This is a genomic window from Mycobacterium sp. IS-1742, from assembly GCF_001500125.1.
Taxonomy (GTDB): Bacteria; Actinomycetota; Actinomycetes; order Mycobacteriales; family Mycobacteriaceae; genus Mycobacterium.
Map to the genome: position 1 here is coordinate 214,536 of NZ_LQIV01000041.1, position 17,746 is coordinate 232,281.

Below are 17,746 nucleotides of genomic sequence, written 5' to 3' on the forward strand. Positions count from 1 at the left end.
CCTTACAGTACTCTTAGAATCTTTTTATCCACCGAAGGCCGCGACCGGGCCGATCACGATGATCGCGGGAGGTCGGATGCCCTCGGCGCTCATCCGTTCCGGCGCGTCGGCGAGCGTCGCCCGCAAAGTGCGTTGCGCGGTCGTGGTGCCGTGCTGGACGACGAGTACCGGCGTCTCCGCAGGTCGGCCGCCTGCGATCAGCACCCTGGTGAACAACTCGATGCGTTCGACGGCCATCAGCAAAACGATGGTGCCGGTGAGCGCGGCCAGTGCATCCCAATTCACTAACGATTCGGGGTGGTCCGGCGCAACATGGCCGCTGACCACCACGAACTCGTGCGTCACATGCCGGTGGGTGACGGGCACGCCGGCGAGCGCGGGAACACCTATGGCGCTGGTCACACCCGGTACGACGGTGACCGGGATGCCCGCGTCGGCGCAGGCGAGCACCTCTTCGTAACCGCGCGCGAACACGAAGGGATCGCCGCCCTTGAGGCGCACCACGAACTTGCCCGCCGAGGCCCGGTCGATCAGCACCTGATTGATCGCATCCTGGGCCATCGCGCGGCCGTACGGGATCTTGGCGGCGTCGATGACCTCGACGTGCGGCGGCAGCTCCGCGAGCAGTTCCTGAGGGGCCAGCCTGTCGGCGACCACGACATCGGCCTGGGCGAGCAGCCGGCGTCCCCGCACCGTGATGAGTTCCGGGTCGCCGGGCCCACCGCCGACCAGCGCGACGCCCGTGGCCACCGTGTCCTGGGCGTCCCCGGAGATCACTCCGCTGGCGAGCGCCTCGTGGATGGCCGACCGGATGGCCGCCGAACGGCGGTGCTCTCCGCCGGCGAGCACGCCGACCGACAGACCCTCGTATTCGAACGACGCGGGCGTTACGGCGGTGCCCTCGCGCGCGATGTCGGCGCGCACGCAGAAGATGCGGCGGCGTTCGGCTTCGGCGACGACGGCCGCATTGACGTCGGGATCGTCGGTCGCGGCGATGACATACCAGGCGCCGTCGAGGTCGCCGACGCGGAAGTCGCGCAGTGTCAGTGTGATTCCGGTCATAGCCTCGACGGCGGGCCGGGCGGCGCGGGCGATGACGTGCACGTCGGCGCCGTTGGCGATCAACAGCGGCAGCCGGCGCTGCGCGACCGTGCCGCCACCGACGATGACGACCTTCCTGCCTGCGAGTCGCAGGCCGACGAGGTACGCGTTATCGGTCACCCGGCGAGCTTAGAGCGTGCGGCCGATGCGACGAAGCGGGCGACCGCACGGGGGTGTGCGGCCGGGTGGGTGTGGAGGTAGCCCGCGTGCACGCCGGAGCGCACCGCGCCGTCGGTGACGGTGCCCGTCGGTCCGCCCGCGAAGTGCCAGGCCGCCTCGTACCGGTCGGTGAATGTGACGGCGGTGCGGTGGAACTCGTGGCCGGTGACCCGCTCCCCCGCGCGGTGCAGCGACGAGTCGGTGACGGCGATGGCCTGCCGGTAGCCCAGCGTGAGGCGTTCGGTGAACCGCGCCGAACCCGACAGCACCCCGCACATGGGCAGGCCGTCGAGGTCGTCGACGAGGTAGGTCAGCCCCGCACACTCGGCGTGGATCGGGGACCCGAGCGAGGCGAGCCGAGCGATCTGTTGCCGCACAGGCACATTCGCAGACAGGTCGGCGGCATGCTGTTCGGGGAATCCGCCGGGGATCACCAGCGCCGCCGCGTCCGGGGGCAGATCGTCGGTCAGCGGGTCGAACTCGGCCACCTGCGCACCGGCGGCACGCAACAGTTCTCCGTGTTCGGGATAGCCGAAGGTGAACGCCTTCCCGGCGGCCAGTGCGACGGTCACCGAGTACGCCGATTCACCTGCGGCGCCCGGGTCCCACGGCGCGGCGGTGACGGCGGCGTGCGCGGCGCCGACGACGGCGTCGACGTCGACGTGGCGGGAGACCAGGTCGGCCATCGCGGCGATCGCGTCGCGCGCCGCGCGTCCGTGTTCCACCGCGGTGACCAGGCCGAGGTGGCGGGACGGGACGGCCAGCGCCTCGGTGCGCGGGATCGACCCGAACACGGACAGCCCGGCGTGTTCACAGGCCTGCCGCAGCACCTCCTCATGGCGTGGGGAGCCGACCCGGTTGAGGACGACCCCGGCGATGCGGGTGTGCGGATCGAACGTCGAGAAGCCGTGCAGCAGTGCGGCGATGCTGTGGCTCTGCCCTCGGGCGTCGACGACGAGGACCACCGGTGCGCCGAGCAGACCCGCCACGTGTGCGGTCGAACCCGTTGCCGGACCGGACATCCGATCGTCGATGCGCCCGTCGAACAGTCCCATGACACCTTCGACGACGGCGATGTCCGCGCCCGCGGCGCCGTGCGCGTACAGCGGGCCGATCAGGTGTTCGCCGACCAGCACCGGGTCGAGGTTGCGGCCGGGGCGTCCGGCGGCCAGCGCGTGGTAACCGGGGTCGATGAAGTCCGGGCCGATCTTGAACGGCGCGACCGCATGTCCGGCGCGGCGCAGCGCACCCATCAAACCCGTTGCGACCGTGGTCTTTCCGCTCCCCGACGAGGGTGCGGCGATCACCACGGCGGGGACGCTCACGTGCTCACCACTCGATGCCCTTCTGGCCCTTCCGGCCCACATCCATCGGATGTTTGACCTTGGTCATCTCGGTCACCAGATCGGCGGCGTCGATCAGCGACTGCGGTGCGTCACGGCCGGTGATCACGACGTGCTGCCTTCCCGGACGCGAGCGCAGCACCTCGACCACCTCCGCGGTGTCGACCCAGCCCCACTTGAGCGGATAGGTGAACTCGTCGAGCACGTAGAAGTCGTGGCGCTCCTCGGCGAGCCGGCGAACGATCTCGGCCCACCCGTCGGCCGCCGCGGCGGCGTGGTCGTCGTCGCTGCCGGCTTTGCGCGACCACGACCAGCCCGACCCCATCTTGTGCCATTCGACGGCGCCGCCCGCGCCGTTCTCGTCGTGCAGGCGGCCGAGCTCGCGGAACACCGACTCCTCGCCGACCTTCCACTTCGCGCTCTTGACGAACTGGAACACCGCGATGTCGAAGCCCTGGTTCCATGCGCGCAGCGCCATGCCGAACGCGGCGGTCGATTTTCCCTTGCCCGGGCCGGTGTGCACGGCCAGCAGCGGTGCGTTGCGCCGGGCGCGGGTGGTCAGCCCGTCGTCGGGGACGGTCGCGGGACGGCCCTGCGGCATGGCTTCCTCCGTTAGGCGGCGGTGCGGTCGGTCTGGGTGACCAGGCGGGTGAGATCGTCGGCGCGCAGGTGCGCCAGCCGGACGGCGGGCGCACGCAGCGCCACGGCGAGTTCCTCGGCCAGGCCCAGCCGCACGAACGACGTCTCGCAGTCGACGACCACGGCGGCGGCACCCTCGGCCACCAGGCGGGCGGCGGCCTCACGCGTGCGGCCCAGCGGATCCGGCCCCCCGGTGGCGCGGCCGTCGGTCAGCACGACGACCAGACAGCGGCGGGCGCGGTCGCGGGCCTTCTCCCGGACGACGACGTCGCGGGCGGCGAGCAGACCCTCCGCGAGCGGCGTCTTGCCGCCGGTGTCGAACCGCGACAGCCGGCGGCTGGCGATGTACACCGACGTCGTGGGCGGCAGCAGCAGCGTGGCCTGCCGTTGCCGGAAGGTGACCACCGCGACCTTGTCGCGACGCTGGTAGGCGTCGCGCAGCAGGGACAGCGTGGCGCCGCCGACCGCGGCCATCCGGTCGCGGGCCGCCATCGACCCCGAGGCGTCGACGACGAAGACCACCAGGTTGCCCTCGTGCCCCTCGCGTACGGCCCGGCGCACGTCCTGCGCACCGGGCCGGGGCCGGCCGGGTACGCGCTGGTTCTCCGCGGCGGCCAGCAGCGTCCCGAAGACGTGCAGACCGTGTCCGGTCTCGGCGTCGGCGGTGGACGCCACGACCGTGCCGGTGCGGTTGCGGGCCCGGGACCGCCGGCCGGGCGCACCCTCCCCGACGCCGGGCACCACCAGGGTCCTGGTCTTGAAGACCGCGGACGGGGCGCCGCTGCTGCGTGTCCGGTCCGACGACGAACCGCCCTGCGGGCGCGTCGGTTCCGGTAATTCGCCGGGCGCGCCCCCGCCGGGCGGATCCGGCGGGGGTTCGGGGTCGGGGTCCGGGTCGGCCGCGTCGGCGGAGGCACCGGCCTGCTCCATCGCCTCGTCGAGGCGCTCGGGGTCCAGGCCGGGGTCGTCGAACGGGTCGCGCCTGCGCCGGTGCGGCAGCGCGAGTTCGGCGGCCACCCGGATGTCCTCTTCGCCGACGGTCCGCACGCCCCGCCAGGCGGCGTGCGCGACCGCGGTGCGCGCGACCACCAGATCGGCTCGCATCCCGTCGACGTCGAACGCCGCGCACAGGGCGGCGATCCGCCGTAACTCGCTGTCCGGCAACGACACCGACGGTACGAGAGCACGCGCTTCGGCGACCCGCCGCGCCAGGTCGGCGTCCTGGCCCGCATGGCGCTCGGCGAAGCCGGACGGGTCCGCCTCGAACGCCATCCGTGCGCGGATCACCTCGACGCGGACGTCGACGTCACGGCTCGCCGCGACGTCCACGGTGAGCCCGAACCGGTCGAGCAGCTGCGGACGCAGTTCGCCCTCTTCGGGATTCATCGTGCCGATCAGCACGAACCGCGCCTCGTGGGTGTGGGAGATCCCGTCGCGTTCGATGTGCACCCGGCCCATCGCGGCCGCGTCGAGCAGCACGTCGACCAGGTGGTCGTGCAGCAGGTTGACCTCGTCGACGTAGAGCACGCCGCCGTGGGCCCGCGCGAGCAGGCCCGGCGAGAAGGCGTGTTCGCCGTCGCGCAGCACCTTCTGCAGATCCAGCGATCCGACGACACGGTCCTCGGTCGCCCCGATCGGCAGCTCGACCAGTGCACCGCCGTCGACCCGGGACAGGATGTGCGCCAACCCGCGTACGGCGGTCGATTTCGCGGTGCCCTTCTCCCCGCGGATCAGCACGCCGCCGATCTCGGGGCGCACCGCGCACAGCAGCAGGGCCAGCAGCAGCCGGTCGTGGCCGACGATCGCGCTGAACGGATACGTGGGCGTCGCGGCCGCGGTCACGGGTGTGCCGTCCCGGACGCCGGGCGCAGCATCGGCACGTGCGGGATGCCGTCCTCGACGAATTCGTCACCGGCGCGGACGAATCCGTGCCGGGCGTACATCTCCACCAGATATGTCTGGGCGTCGATGCGGCACGGGTGGTCACCGACGTCGGCGAGCGCGGCCTGCATCAACCGGGCGGTGTGGCCGTGGCCGCGCGCATCCCTGCGGGTGCAGACCCGGCCGATGCGGAAACCCTTGTGCCCGCCGGGATGTTCCTCCATCAACCGCAGCGTGGAGACGACCTCACCGTCGGGGCCCTCCAGCCAGAAGTGACGGGTCTCGGCGAGCAGATCGCGGCCGTCGAGTTCCGGGTACGGGCAGGCCTGCTCGACGACGAAGACCTCGACCCGCAGCTTGAGCAGTTCGTAGAGCGTCGCCGCGTCCAGGTCCTTGGCCCAGCTGCGGCGCAGCGCGACCGTCATCGTCGCACCACGTCAGGCGGTCACCGCGGTCGCGCGCGACGCATCGGACTCGTGCTCGGTGTCCGGGCCGGCGATCGGCAGACCCGAGGCCGGGCGGTCCAGTTTCAGGACCCTGGTCCCGTGCGCCCACACCTCGTCGAACAGCTTCGGCTCGTCGGAGAGCTTGACGCCCAGCGACGGCACGATCTCCTTGAGTTTCGGCAGCCAGGTGCCGTAGCGCTCGCCGAAGCAGCGCTCCATCACGTCGAGCATCGCGGGCACCGCGGTGGACGCCCCGGGTGACGCCCCGAGCAGACCCGCGATGCTGCCGTCCTTGGCGGCCAGGACCGTGGTGCCGAACTCCAGCACCCCGCCCCTGCCCTTGCGACGGATCACCTGCACCCGCTGGCCGGCGATGTCGAGCTCCCAGTCGGAGTCCCGGGCGCTGGGGGCGAAGTTGCGCAGCGTCTCCACCCGGTCGGCCTCGCTGAGCAGCAGCTGGCCGATGAGGTACTTGAGGAGGCCCATCTCGGTGAGGCCGACGCCCAGCATCGATGCCAGGTTGTTCGGCTTCACCGAGAACGGCAGGTCGGTGACCTTGCCCTGCTTGAGGAACTTCGGCGACCAGCCCGCGAACGGTCCGAACAACAGGTAGGACTTCTGGTTGATCACACGGGTGTCGAGGTGCGGCACCGACATCGGCGGCGCACCCAGGGGCGGCATCCCGTAGACCTTGGCCTGGTGCCGCGCCGTCAGCTCGGGATTGCCGCTGCGCAACCACTGCCCGCCCACGGGGAAGCCGCCGAAGCCCTTGGCCTCCTCGATGCCGGCCTTCTGCAGCAGCGGCAGTGCGCCGCCACCCGCGCCGACGAAGACGAACTTCGCGTTGAGCTTGCGCTTGGCGCCGGTGCGGCGGTTGACCACCTTGACCGACCAGCTTCCGTCGGACTGCTTGTCCAGGTCGCGGACCTCGTGGCCGAACAGCGTGGTCATGCCCCGCTGGGCCGAGTAGCCGATCAGCTGACGCGACAGCGAGCCGAAGTCGATGTCGGTGCCGTCCTGGGTCCAGTTCAGCGCGACCGGTTCGCGGAAGTCGCGTTTGTCGGCCATGAACGGCAACCGGCGGGCGAACTCGTCGTTGTCCTCGATGTACTCCATCGTCGCGAACAACGGGTTGGTGACCAGCGCGTCGTACCGGGCGCGCAGGTACTGCACGTTGCGCGCACCGCTGACGAAGCTGACGTGCGGGATGGGGTTGATGAAGTTGCGCACGTCGGGCAGCACACCGTTCTCCACGGCGTAGCTCCAGAACTGCCGCGAGACCTGGAATTGTTCGTTGACGTGCACCGCTTTGGTGATGTCGATGGACCCGCCGGGTCCTTCCGGCGTGTAGTTCAGCTCGCACAGCGCGGAGTGGCCGGTGCCCGCGTTGTTCCACGCATCGCTGCTCTCGGCGGCCGCGCCGTCAAGCCGCTCGATGAGCGTGATGGTCCAGTTGGGCTCGAGCAGTCTGAGCAGCACGCTCAGCGTGGCGCTCATGATGCCGGCACCGACCAGCACGACGTCGGTCTTGGCTACCTGTGCATCGGACACGGAATCAGACAACTCAACGGTCCTTTTCGTCGCGGCTGTGGGACGGCTTACCTGGTCAAGGTTATCCCGCTGACGGGTGCGGCAACCGTGCGGCCACTGTGCCATCGCTCACCGCTGTGGCCTGCACCGTCGCCGGGCGGCCTAAGGTGACATCCGTGAGCGCCCGGGGGCTGAGCTGGGAAGCGGACGTGCTGCCCGACTACCAGCGGCACACCCTCGAGCTGGGCCGTGATCCCGACGGGGAGGGTGACCTCGCCGCGACGGTCGTGCGACGGGGCCGGCCGAACCCGCAGGCACGTCATGCCGTGTTGCTGGTGCACGGATTCACCGACTACTTCTTCCACACCGAACTCGCCGATCACCTGGGTGACCGCGGGTTTGCCTTCTACGCGCTGGACCTGCACAAATGCGGTCGGTCACGGCGGGACGGGCAGACACCGCACTTCACGACGGACCTGGCGCGCTACGACCGTGAGCTCGAAGAGGGGCTGCGGATCATCGGGCAGGAGACCGACGGCGCCGCCGTGCTGGTGATCGGCCACTCCGCGGGCGGGCTGATCGTGTCGCTGTGGCTGGACCGGCTGAGGCGGCGAGGGTCGACCGCGCGACTCGGTGTGACCGGCCTGGTGCTCAACAGCCCGTGGTTCGACCTGCAGGGGCCTGCGGTGCTGCGTTCGGCGGCCACGTCGGCCGCGCTCGGGGCGGTGTCGCGTCTCGGGAAGCGCCGTGTCGTGCGGGCGCCGAACCGGGGTGGCGGCTACGGCGCCACCTTGCACCGGGACTTCGCGGGTGAGTTCGACTACAACCTCGAGTGGAAACCGGTCGGCGGGTTCCCGGTGACGGCGGGCTGGATCCGCGCCGTGCGCCGTGGCCATGCGCGCCTGCACCGGGGTCTGGACGTCGGTGTGCCCAACCTGATCCTGCGGTCGGACCACAGCGTGCGCGAGGCGCCCGATCCGGACACGATCCAGCGCGGCGACGCGGTGCTCGACGTCGCGCACATCGCCCGCTGGGCGGGCTGTGTCGGCAATCGGAGCACGATCGTGCCGATCGCCGACGCCAAACACGACGTGTTCCTCTCACTCGCCGAGCCTCGGCGGACGGCCTACGGTGAACTCGATCGCTGGCTCGAGTGGTATCTGGCCGAGCAGGCGGCCGGCACGCGACGACCCGAACGGGGGGATTGAGATGGGGCGAGCGAAGCGGCGGGGGATTTGAGATGGGGCGAGCGAAGCGACGGGGGATTTGAGATGGCGCACTTCGATATCGCGATCATCGGAACGGGCTCGGGCAACACCATTCTCGACGAGCGCTACGTCGACAAGCGGGTGGCCGTGTGCGAGGCGGGTCTCTTCGGCGGCACCTGCCTCAACGTGGGATGCATTCCGACGAAGATGTTCGTCTATTCGGCCGGTATCGCCCAAAACGTGAGGGACGCAGCGCGTTTCGGCATCGACTCACATGTCGACGGGGTCCGCTGGAGCGACATCGTCTCGCGCGTCTTCGGGCGGATCGACCCCCTGGCCACCGGCGGTGAGCACTACCGGCGGTCCACACCCAACGTCGAGGTGTTCACCAGCCACACGCGGTTCGCCGACACGCTGCCCGACGGCCGGTATCGACTGCGCACCGACGACGGTGACGAGTTCACCGCAGACCAGGTGGTGATCGCCGCGGGGTCGCGTGCGACGGTGCCACCGGCGATCGCCGACTGCGGCGTGGAGTACCACACCAGCGACACCATCATGCGGCTGGCGGAGTTGCCCGAGCACATCATCATCGCCGGCGGCGGTTACGTCGCCGCCGAGTTCGCGCACATCTTCTCCTCGCTGGGATCCCGGGTCACGATCGTCATCCGCGGCACGGCCATGCTCGCCCACGCCGACGACACGATCTGCGAGCGCTTCACCGACATCGCGGGCAAGAAGTGGGAGATCCGCAGCCGCCGCAACATCATCGGCGGCTCCACCGACGAATCCAGAGTCACGCTCAACCTCGACGACGGGTCCGCGCTGCGCGGCGACGTGCTGCTGGTCGCGACCGGCCGGGTGCCCAACGGCGACCGACTCGACGCGCACGTGGCGGGCGTGGCGGTCGAGGACGGTCTGGTGAGCGTCGACGAGTACCAGCGGACCACCGCGCGCAACGTCTTCGCGCTCGGCGACGTCTGCTCGCGCTACCAGCTCAAGCATGTGGCCAATCACGAGGCGCGAGTGGTGCGGAACAACCTGCTCGTCGACTGGGACGACACCGATGCGCTGATGCCGGCCAACCACCGCAACGTGCCGTCGGCGGTCTTCACCGAACCGCAGATCGCCTCGGTCGGCCTCACCGAGAACGAGGCGCGCGCAAAGGGTTTCCGGATCAGGACCAAGGTCCAGGACTACAGCGACGTGGCGTACGGATGGGCGATGGAGGACACCGAGGCCTTCGCCAAACTCATCGTCGACGACGACACCGGGCTGCTGCTCGGTGCGCACATCATGGGCCACCAGGCGTCGTCGATCATCCAGCCGCTCGTGCAGGCGATGGCGTTCGGGCTGCCCGCTCAGGACATGGCGCGCGGGCAGTACTGGATCCATCCCGCGCTGCCGGAGGTGGTGGAGAACGCACTGCTCGCCCTGTGCGGTGAGCCGCCGTGGCCACCGGCCCGGCAGCACTGAACGTCACGGCCGCGGCACGACGAAACCCCACGGCAGCTCGAGCCGGTGCGCCGCGAGCAGTTCGGGGTCGGTGAGCAGGTCCGCGATCGGGCCGTCCGCCACCACCGCACCGGCGTCGACGATGACGGCGCGCTCACACAGTTGCGCGGCGTAGGGCAGGTCGTGGGTGACGATCACCGTCGTGGCGCTGATGGTCTGCAGGGTCTCGGCGAGTTCGCGGCGCGCGACGGGGTCGAGGTTGGCCGACGGCTCGTCGAGCACCAGAACCTCCGGTTCACACGCCAGCACCGTGGCCAGCGCCGCGCGCCTGCGCTGACCGGCCGACAGGTGGGTGGGACTGCGGTCGGCCTCGCCGGTGAGTGACACGGTGGCCAGCGCGCGGTGTACCCGCGCGGCCAGTTCGTCGCCGCGCACACCGAAATTCGCGGGTCCGAACGCCACGTCCTGGGCGACTGTCGGCATGAACAGCTGGTCGTCGGGGTCCTGGAACACCAGGCCGACCCGCCTGCGGATCTCGGGCAGTGTCTTGCGCCCGACCGGGATTCCGCCGATGTCCACGCTGCCCGCGGTGGCCTCGAGGACCCCGTTGAGATGCAGCATGAGCGTCGTCTTGCCCGCCCCGTTGGGCCCGAGCACCGCGATCCGCTCGCCTTCGCCGATGCTCAGGTCCACGCCGGCGAGTGCGACGTGACCGTCGGGATAGACGTGACGCAGGCGCTCGATGCGCACGGCGGGTGTGGTCATGCGGACACCAGGACCACCCACGCGGCGGCGGCCACCACGGCGGCGACCGCCGCGGGCGAAAGGGCCACGGCCCACTGGCCCGGGCGCGCCCGCGGCGCGGCGCCGACTGCGGCCAGATCCAGTGCGCGGCCGTCGAATCCCCTCGAGAGCATGGCCAGATGCACGCGCTCGCCGCGCTCGTAGGACCGCAGGAACAGCGCGCCGACGCCGCTGGCGACGGCGCCCGCCTGGTGCAGCGCCCGCGGCGAGTCGCCGCGCGAGAGGCGGGCGATCCGCATGCGGCCTGCCTCGGCCGCCAGCAGGTCGACGTAGCGGATCATCAGCACGAGCACCGAGGTCATGACGGCAGGTACCCGAAGCCGGCTCAGGGCGGCGGGCAGTGCGGCCGCCGGGGTGGTCGCGGCGACGGTCAGCGCGGCGGCGACGCCGAGCGTGCCCTTGGCGACGATGCCCCAGGCGGCGTAGAGGCCGGTGACCGAGAGCGACATTCCCGCAACGTCGGTCCGCTGGCCGCCGTCGGCGAACGGCAGCAGCACCGCGAGCACGATGAACGGCGCCTCGATCAGCATGCGGGGCAGCGCCCAGCGCGGTGGGATACGCGCGGCCCGCCACACCGCCGCGACGATCACCGCGAAGATCACGTAGGGCCACACCAGTTCCCGCGGGGTGGCCACGACCGCGAGGACGAACGCCACCAGGCAGACGATCTTCGTCTCGGCCGGCATCCGATGCACCGCCGAGTCGCCCGGAAGGTAGAGCAGATGCGCGCCGGCACCCACGACTATCTCCTGCTGCGGCGTGTGCGGGCGATGAACCAGAACAACGCCGTACCGGCGGCGGCGGTCACGATCACACCGATCACACCGGCCGGGCCGTTGGTTCCGGGGACGCCGCCCAGCGCGTAGTCGGCCAGCGGTGAGCCGGCCAGCGCGTGCTCGTCGGCGTGCTGGGCGATGCAGGTCCCGCTCAGCGACTCCCCGTCCGCGGTCTCGACGACCTCACAACCGCGCAGGGTTGTGGCGTCCAGTCCGTCCGGGCTGGCGCTGGCGACATAGGACAGGCCCCCGGCCACGACGACGGCGACCGCGGCGAAGACGATCCAGAAGAGCCTGCTCACACCGCCACCTCGGCCCGCGTTCCGCGCATGAGGTACACCAGGTCGGGGCGTACGCGTGCGACGGCCACCACGGTCAGTGCGGTGATGACGCCCTCCCCCACCCCGATCAGCGCGTGGGTGCCGCCCATGTAGGCCAGCACCGCGCCCATCGATGCGGGTGCCGCCCCGCCGATCGCGTACTCGACCACGAAACCCATTGCCGCGCACAGCGTTCCGACCAACGCGGCGACGAACGCGACGACGCCGACCGCCGCCACCGGCACCTGGCTCCTGCGCCGCAGCAGCGCGTACAGCAGCACCGCGGTGCCGTATCCGGCGGCCACGCCGATCACCGCCATGTTGGTGATGTTGGCGCCCAGCGCGGTGACACCGCCGTCGGCGAACAGCAGCGCCTGCACGGTGAGCACCAGCGCGATGCACAGGGCGCCGGTGAAGGGGCCGACGAGGATCGCCGCGAGCGCTCCGCCGAGGAGATGCCCGCTGACACCGGGCAGGATCGGGAAGTTGACCATCTGCACCGCGAACACGAACGCCGCGACCAGGCCGGCCAGCGGCACCGCGCGCTCGTCGAGTTCGTTCCTCGCGCGTACGACGCAGAACCCCAGCGCCGCAACGGCTGTCGCACCGAACAGCAGCGACGTCGGGGCGTTGACGATACCGTCGCTCATGTGCATGGCGACGTGGTCGACGGTCACCCTCCGAGCGTAGGACCGCCGCGCACATCTGTCCAGGTGAACAGATGTGCAGGCATACTCAGCCGTGCCGGGCGCCGATCCAGTGCAGCAGGTCGTGCACGATCTCGTCGTCGAGGCGGTAGCTGACCGCGCGGCCCACGCGCGTCGAACTCACCCAGCCCTGCTGCCGCAGCACCCGCAGCGCCTGGGACACCGCGTTCTCCGAGCGGCCGAGCGCGGCCGCGAGGTCGCCGACGCAGATGCCCGGCGCCCGGTGCAGGCTCAGCAGGATCTCCAGTCGGTGCGGATCGGACAGCAGATCGAAACGCTGCGTCCAGCCACCGGTGTCGACGTCGGCCAGTGCCGAGGTCGCCCGCTCGACCTGTCTGTGATCACCGGGTTGCTCCACTACCGACAATCTAATCCAGGAAGCCGTGCAGCAGCGCCGCGGATCCCGCGACGTGCGCCCGCATCGTCCGATCCGCCGCATCGACGTCGCCGGCGAGGATCGCGATGACGATCTCGTGGTGTTGCTCGTCGGAGTGGGCGATGTTGCGGGTCAGCAGCGGGATCTGGTCGAGCATCGCGTTGAGCCGCATCCGGTTCTCGGCCACCAGCGGGACCAGCGACGGCGACCCCGCGGCCTCGGCGATCGCGAGGTGCAGCCGGGAATCGAGCCTGCGGTAGTCCTCGGGCGCCGCGGCGCGGACGTCGGCCAGCCGGGTCCACAGATCCTCGCGCTGCCCCGAGCTCAGCGTGCGCCCGGCCGCCATGCCGGCGGCGCCGACCTCGAGGATCTCCCGCAGACGCAGGGCGTCGTCGATCTCCTCGCGCGTCAGCCCGCGTTCGGCGCGGGTGTGCCGCGGCAGTTCCTCGGCCAGGAACGTGCCGCCGTAGCGGCCGCGGCGCGACACCAGGTAGCCGGCCTCGGCCAGCGATTTGATGGCCTCCCGGACGGTGTCCCGGCTGACCCCGAGGCGCGCGGCGAGTTCGCGTTCGGGCGGCAGCGACTCGCCGGGCGCGAGCACACCGAGCCGGATGGTCTCCAGCAACCGGCCGACGGTGTCCTCGAACGCGTTCCCGAGCCGGACCGGCCGCAGCAGGGTCTCGCTGGCGGTCTGCGGTTCCGGGTCGGGACTCATCGGGACCTACAGGGGCGTCACGTAGTGGCCGCTGATGCCGCCGTCGACCAGGAAGCTCGACGCGGTGATGAAGGAGGCGTCGTCGCTGGCGAGGAACGCCACCGCGGCGGCCAGTTCCTCGGGTTCGGCGAACCGTCCGACCGGAACGTGCACCAGCCGCCGTGCCGCGCGTTCGGGGTCCTTGGCGAACAACTCCTGCAGCAGCGGGGTGTTCACCGGCCCGGGGCACAGCGCGTTGACCCGGATGCCCTGCCGGGCGTACTGCACGCCGAGTTCGCGCGACATCGCCAGCACCCCGCCCTTGGAGGCGGTGTAGGAGACCTGCGACGTCGCCGAGCCCATCACCGCGACGAACGACGCGGTGTTGACGATCGACCCCTTCTGCGCGGGCACCATGTGGCGCAGTGCGGCCTTGCAGCAGAAGAACACCGACTTGAGGTTGATGTCCTGCACCCGCTGCCACGCGTCGATGCCGGTGTTCTCGATCAGGTCGTCCTCGGGCGGGCTGATGCCCGCGTTGTTGAAGGCGATGTCCACCGAACCGTGGGTCTCGGCGGCGGTGTCGAAGAGGGCGTCGACGGCCACCTGGTCGGACACGTCCACCTGGACGAAGGTCCCGTTGAGATCGTCGGCGACGGTCTTGCCCGTTGCGGGGTCGATGTCGCCGATGACGATGGTGGCACCCTCGGCCCGCATGCGTTTGGCGGTGGCGAGCCCGATGCCGCTGGCGCCACCGGTGATGACGGCGACCTTGCCGGCCAGTCGCTGGGTCAGGTCCATCTAGCTTTCCTCCGATACGGCGTAGAAGACGTTCTTGGTCTCGGTGAACGACAGCGGGGCGTCGGGGCCGAGTTCGCGGCCCAGCCCCGATTGCTTGAAGCCGCCGAAGGGGGTGTTGTACCGGACCGAGGAATGCGAATTGACCGACAGGTTCCCCGCTTCCAGTGCGCGCGACACCCGCACCGCCCGCGACAGGTTCTCGGTCCAGATGGAGCCCGACAACCCGTAGGGGGTGTCGTTGGCGAGTGCGATCGCGTCGGCCTCGTCGTCGAACGGCAGGACGGTCACCACCGGCCCGAAGATCTCCTCGGTGACGGTGCGGTCGGTGCGCTGCGGGGTGAGCACCGTCGGCGCGAACCAGTATCCGCGGCCTTCGGGCGCCGCCCCGCGGAAGGCGACCGGCGCGTCGTCGGAGACGTAGGACGCCACCGATTCCCAGTGCTTCTTGCTCACCAGGGGGCCCATCTCGGTGTCCCGCGACGCCGGATCGCCGACCCGCACACCCTTGACCGCGGGTTCGAGCAGTTCCATGAACCGGTCGTAGACGTTGCGCTGCACCAGGATCCGGCTGCGCGCGCAGCAATCCTGACCGGCGTTGTCGAAGACTCCGTACGGCGCGGTGGCGGCAGCCTTCTCCAGATCGCAGTCGTCGAAGACGATGTTGGCGCTCTTCCCGCCCAACTCGAGCGTGACGCGCTTGACCTGGGCGGCCGCCCCGGCCATCACCCGGGTGCCCACCTCGGTGGAGCCGGTGAACACGATCTTGCGGACGTCGGGATGGGTGACGAACCGCTCGCCGACCACCGAACCGCGGCCGGGCAGAACCTGGAACAGGTCGGCGGGCAGCCCCGCCTCGACCGCGAGTTGCCCCAGCCGGATCGATGTCAGCGGCGTCCACTCGGCGGGTTTGAGCACCACGGCGTTGCCCGCGGCGAGCGCCGGCGCGAAACCCCACGCCGCGATGGTCATCGGGAAGTTCCACGGGGTGATCACGCCGACCACGCCGAGCGGCTCGTTGAACGTGACGTCGAGACCACCGGCGACCGGGATCTGCTTGCCCGACAAGCGTTCCGGGCTCGCCGAGTAGAACTGCAGGACGTCGCGGACGTGCCCGGCCTCCCATTCGGCGCTGCCGACGGGATGGCCGGAGTTCGCCACCTCGAGCGCGGCCAGCTCGTCGATGTGCGCGTCGACCACCGAGGCGAACGCGCGCAGCGCGGCCGCGCGTTCGGCCGGCGCGAGCCGCGCCCACCCCCGCTGCGCCGACTTCGCCCGCGCCACCGCATCGTCGACGCCGTCGACGTCGAGCAGGTCGACGGTCCGCAGCACCTCCTCGGTCGCCGGGTTGATCACCTCACTGGAGGTCACGTTCTCACCCTTTCCATCGCATAGTGGCTTGCCGCCTCCACCACGGCGGCGAACAGCCGCAGATCGTCGAGCCGCTCCTCGGGATGCCACTGCACCGCCACCACCCACCGGTCGGGATGGCGGTTGCGGTCGAGTTCGACCGCTTCGATCACCCCGTCGTCGTCCCGGGCGCTGACGATCAGGCCGTCGCCGACCCGGTCGATCGCCTGGTGGTGATAGCACTGCGCATCCGAGGTCTTCCCGATGAGATCCGCCAGCCGGGTGCCGGGTTCGGTCCACACCGCCGAAGTGCCGAACACCGCGTTGCCCTTCTGGTGGTGCGTGTGACCGATCACGTCGGGCAGGTGCTGGAACAGCGTCCCGCCCAGCGCGACGTTGAGCACTTGCGCGCCACGGCAGATCCCCAGCACCGGCAGACCACGCCGCAGCGCCTCGTCGAGCAGCGCGAACTCCCACGCGTCGCGGACCCGGTCGGGTTCGTCGGTGGTGGGATGGGGCTGGTGGCCGTAGCGGGCGGGGTCGACGTCCTTGCCGCCGGTGAGGATCAGCCCGTCGAGTCCGTCGAGAACGCGGGCCGCCGCGCCTGAGTCGGCCGGCTGCGGGGGCAGCAGCACCGCGACGCCCCCGGCGAGGTTCACGCCCTGGAAGTAGATCGCGGGCAGGAAACTCGCGTGCACGTCCCAGACACCGGTCTGCGCCTGCTGTAGATAGGTGGTCATCCCCAGCACCGGGCTGCGGAAATCAGAGCCGCTCAAAACCGCGCACCCTCTCCCAGTCGGTCACCGCGGCGTTGAAGGCGTTCATCTCCACGCGCGCGTAGTTCAGGTAGTGGTCGACGACGTCGTCCCCGAACGCCGCGCGGGCGATCTCGGAGCGGTCGAACAGGTCGGCGGCCTCTGCCAGCGTCGTGGGCAGGCGTTCGGCGCCGCTGGTATAGGCGTTGCCCGCCACCGGATCCGACAGTTCGAGCTCGTTCTCGATGCCGTAGAGGCCGCCGGCGATGAGGGCCGACACCGCCAGATACTGGTTGACGTCACCGCCGGGTGCGCGGTTCTCCATCCGCATGCCCGCGCCGTGCCCGACGACGCGCAGCGCGCAGGTGCGGTTGTCGAAGCCCCAGGCGATCGCCGTGGGCGCGAAGCTCCCTTCGGCGAACCGCTTGTAGGAGTTGATGTTCGGCGCATAGCACAGTGAGAATTCGCGCATCGTCGCGAGCTGGCCGGCGAGGAAGCTGCGGAACAGTGGCGACATACCGTCCTCGGCGTCGTCGTCGGCGAAGACGGTGCTCCCGTCGCTGCCCCGCAGGGAGATGTGAATGTGGCAGCTGTTGCCCTCGCGCTCATCAAATTTCGCCATGAACGTCAGGCTCTTGCCGTGCTGGTCGGCGATCTCCTTGGCGCCGTTCTTGTAGATCGTGTGGTTGTCGCACGTCACGCGCGCATGGTCGTAGCGGAAACCGATCTCCTGCTGACCGAGGTTGCACTCGCCCTTGACGCCTTCGCAGTACATCCCGGCGCCCTCCATGCCGAGCCGGATGTCGCGCAGCAGCGGCTCCATCCGGGTGGAGGCCAGCATCGCGTAGTCGATGTTGTAGTCCGTGGCCGCCTTGAGGCCCCGGTATCCCGCCGCCCACGCCGCGCGGAAGGAATCGTCGAACACCATGAACTCGAGTTCGGTACTGGCGTAGGGCACCAGGTCCCGCTGTGCGAGCCGGTCGATCTGGCGGTTGAGGATGCTGCGCGGCGCCTGCGTCACCGGGCGCCCGTCCGTCCAGGACAGGTCGGCCATCACCAGCGCGGTGCCCGGCAGCCACGGGATCAGGCGCAGCGTGTCGAAGTCCGGCGTCATCACCATGTCGCCGTAGCCGGTCTCCCAACTGGAGATCGCGTACCCGCCGACGGTGTTGTTGTCGACGTCGACGGCCAGCAGGTAGTTGCAGCACTCCGCGCCGTGCGCGGCGACGTCGTCGACGAACAACCGCGCCGAGATCCGTTTGCCGGTGAGCCGGCCCTGCATATCGGTGAAGGCGACGATGACGGTGTCGAGCTCCCGCTCGGACACCATGCGTTCGAGGTCGGCCTGCGCCAACATGCCGGTCTGGGTCCCCATGTGCGCACCTTTCCCATGGGCTCCGCTCG

At 70.5% G+C, this 17,746-nt stretch carries 18 protein-coding genes; 2 read left to right on the forward strand and 16 right to left on the reverse strand.

Annotated elements, in window-relative coordinates; all coding sequences use genetic code 11:
• Positions 1-24: 24 nt before the first annotated feature.
• The 6 genes from cobA to mqo are packed head-to-tail and all read right to left on the reverse strand — an operon-like array spanning position 25 to position 7,120.
• Positions 25-1,221 carry a uroporphyrinogen-III C-methyltransferase gene (gene cobA / locus AU196_RS20250; protein WP_059096841.1) on the reverse strand — a complete coding sequence of 399 codons (1,197 nt, stop codon included), beginning with the start codon at positions 1,219-1,221 and terminating at the stop codon, positions 25-27.
• On the reverse strand, positions 1,218-2,585 hold the full coding sequence (locus AU196_RS20255; RefSeq protein WP_059096842.1) for a cobyrinic acid a,c-diamide synthase CobB: 1,368 nt from the start codon (positions 2,583-2,585) through the stop codon (positions 1,218-1,220). Before AU196_RS20255 ends, cobA begins: the two co-directional genes overlap by 4 nt.
• Positions 2,586-2,589: 4 nt before the next feature.
• Positions 2,590-3,204 carry a cob(I)yrinic acid a,c-diamide adenosyltransferase gene (gene cobO, locus AU196_RS20260; protein ID WP_059096843.1) on the reverse strand — a complete coding sequence of 205 codons (615 nt, stop codon included), beginning with the start codon at positions 3,202-3,204 and terminating at the stop codon, positions 2,590-2,592.
• 11 nt (positions 3,205-3,215) lie between these two features.
• Entirely contained in the window at positions 3,216-5,084 is a 1,869-nt protein-coding gene (locus tag AU196_RS20265; protein WP_059096844.1) for a magnesium chelatase subunit D family protein, read from the reverse strand.
• Positions 5,081-5,548 (reverse strand): GNAT family N-acetyltransferase, encoded by a 468-nt coding sequence (locus tag AU196_RS20270; RefSeq protein ID WP_059096845.1) that lies wholly within the window; start codon positions 5,546-5,548, stop codon positions 5,081-5,083. The genes AU196_RS20265 and AU196_RS20270 overlap by 4 nt, the downstream gene beginning before the upstream one ends.
• Positions 5,549-5,560: 12 nt before the next feature.
• Positions 5,561-7,120 carry a malate dehydrogenase (quinone) gene (mqo, locus tag AU196_RS20275; protein WP_059096846.1) on the reverse strand — a complete coding sequence of 520 codons (1,560 nt, stop codon included), beginning with the start codon at positions 7,118-7,120 and terminating at the stop codon, positions 5,561-5,563.
• A gap of 155 nt (positions 7,121-7,275) precedes the next feature.
• Between mqo and AU196_RS20280 the strand changes: the two genes are divergently transcribed.
• On the forward strand, positions 7,276-8,307 hold the full coding sequence (locus AU196_RS20280; protein WP_059096847.1) for an alpha/beta hydrolase: 1,032 nt from the start codon (positions 7,276-7,278) through the stop codon (positions 8,305-8,307).
• Positions 8,308-8,370: 63 nt separating this feature from the next.
• Entirely contained in the window at positions 8,371-9,783 is a 1,413-nt protein-coding gene (mtr, locus tag AU196_RS20285; RefSeq protein ID WP_059096848.1) for a mycothione reductase, read from the forward strand.
• 3 nt (positions 9,784-9,786) lie between these two features.
• Here mtr and AU196_RS20290 read toward each other — a convergent pair whose 3' ends face one another.
• The 10 genes from AU196_RS20290 to AU196_RS20335 are packed head-to-tail and all read right to left on the reverse strand — an operon-like array spanning position 9,787 to position 17,717.
• Positions 9,787-10,527 (reverse strand): energy-coupling factor ABC transporter ATP-binding protein, encoded by a 741-nt coding sequence (locus AU196_RS20290; RefSeq protein WP_059096849.1) that lies wholly within the window; start codon positions 10,525-10,527, stop codon positions 9,787-9,789.
• Entirely contained in the window at positions 10,524-11,306 is a 783-nt protein-coding gene (cbiQ, locus tag AU196_RS20295; protein ID WP_059096850.1) for a cobalt ECF transporter T component CbiQ, read from the reverse strand. Before cbiQ ends, AU196_RS20290 begins: the two co-directional genes overlap by 4 nt.
• A gap of 2 nt (positions 11,307-11,308) precedes the next feature.
• Positions 11,309-11,644 carry a PDGLE domain-containing protein gene (locus AU196_RS20300; RefSeq protein WP_059096851.1) on the reverse strand — a complete coding sequence of 112 codons (336 nt, stop codon included), beginning with the start codon at positions 11,642-11,644 and terminating at the stop codon, positions 11,309-11,311.
• On the reverse strand, positions 11,641-12,339 hold the full coding sequence (locus AU196_RS20305) for an energy-coupling factor ABC transporter permease (protein WP_059096852.1): 699 nt from the start codon (positions 12,337-12,339) through the stop codon (positions 11,641-11,643). Before AU196_RS20305 ends, AU196_RS20300 begins: the two co-directional genes overlap by 4 nt.
• Before the next feature lie 58 nt (positions 12,340-12,397).
• Complete coding sequence (locus tag AU196_RS20310) at positions 12,398-12,727, reverse strand: ArsR/SmtB family transcription factor (protein WP_172800621.1); 330 nt, start codon at positions 12,725-12,727, stop codon at positions 12,398-12,400.
• 10 nt (positions 12,728-12,737) lie between these two features.
• On the reverse strand, positions 12,738-13,460 hold the full coding sequence (locus AU196_RS20315) for a FadR/GntR family transcriptional regulator (protein ID WP_059096854.1): 723 nt from the start codon (positions 13,458-13,460) through the stop codon (positions 12,738-12,740).
• A 6-nt stretch (positions 13,461-13,466) separates the two neighbouring features.
• Positions 13,467-14,240: a 3-oxoacyl-ACP reductase gene (locus AU196_RS20320; protein ID WP_059096855.1), complete on the reverse strand. Its 774-nt coding sequence runs from the start codon at positions 14,238-14,240 to the stop codon at positions 13,467-13,469.
• A complete protein-coding gene (locus AU196_RS20325; protein ID WP_059096856.1) occupies positions 14,241-15,608 on the reverse strand; it encodes an aldehyde dehydrogenase family protein in 1,368 nt (455 codons plus the stop codon).
• Entirely contained in the window at positions 15,605-16,363 is a 759-nt protein-coding gene (locus AU196_RS20330; RefSeq protein ID WP_231737656.1) for a gamma-glutamyl-gamma-aminobutyrate hydrolase family protein, read from the reverse strand. Before AU196_RS20330 ends, AU196_RS20325 begins: the two co-directional genes overlap by 4 nt.
• A complete protein-coding gene (locus AU196_RS20335) occupies positions 16,350-17,717 on the reverse strand; it encodes a glutamine synthetase family protein (protein WP_059096858.1) in 1,368 nt (455 codons plus the stop codon). The genes AU196_RS20330 and AU196_RS20335 overlap by 14 nt, the downstream gene beginning before the upstream one ends.
• Positions 17,718-17,746 lie beyond the last annotated feature (29 nt).

Bases quoted from the DNA above. Each gene is read 5' to 3' on its own strand.
- cobO (WP_059096843.1), bottom strand. From the start codon at position 3,204: ATGCCGCAGGGCCGTCCCGCGACCGTCCCCGACGACGGGCTGACCACC.
- AU196_RS20270 (WP_059096845.1), bottom strand. From the start codon at position 5,548: ATGACGGTCGCGCTGCGCCGCAGCTGGGCCAAGGACCTGGACGCGGCG.
- mtr (WP_059096848.1), top strand. From the start codon at position 8,371: ATGGCGCACTTCGATATCGCGATCATCGGAACGGGCTCGGGCAACACC.
- AU196_RS20290 (WP_059096849.1), bottom strand. From the start codon at position 10,527: ATGACCACACCCGCCGTGCGCATCGAGCGCCTGCGTCACGTCTATCCC.
- AU196_RS20315 (WP_059096854.1), bottom strand. From the start codon at position 13,460: ATGAGTCCCGACCCGGAACCGCAGACCGCCAGCGAGACCCTGCTGCGG.
- AU196_RS20320 (WP_059096855.1), bottom strand. From the start codon at position 14,240: ATGGACCTGACCCAGCGACTGGCCGGCAAGGTCGCCGTCATCACCGGT.
- AU196_RS20335 (WP_059096858.1), bottom strand. From the start codon at position 17,717: ATGGGGACCCAGACCGGCATGTTGGCGCAGGCCGACCTCGAACGCATG.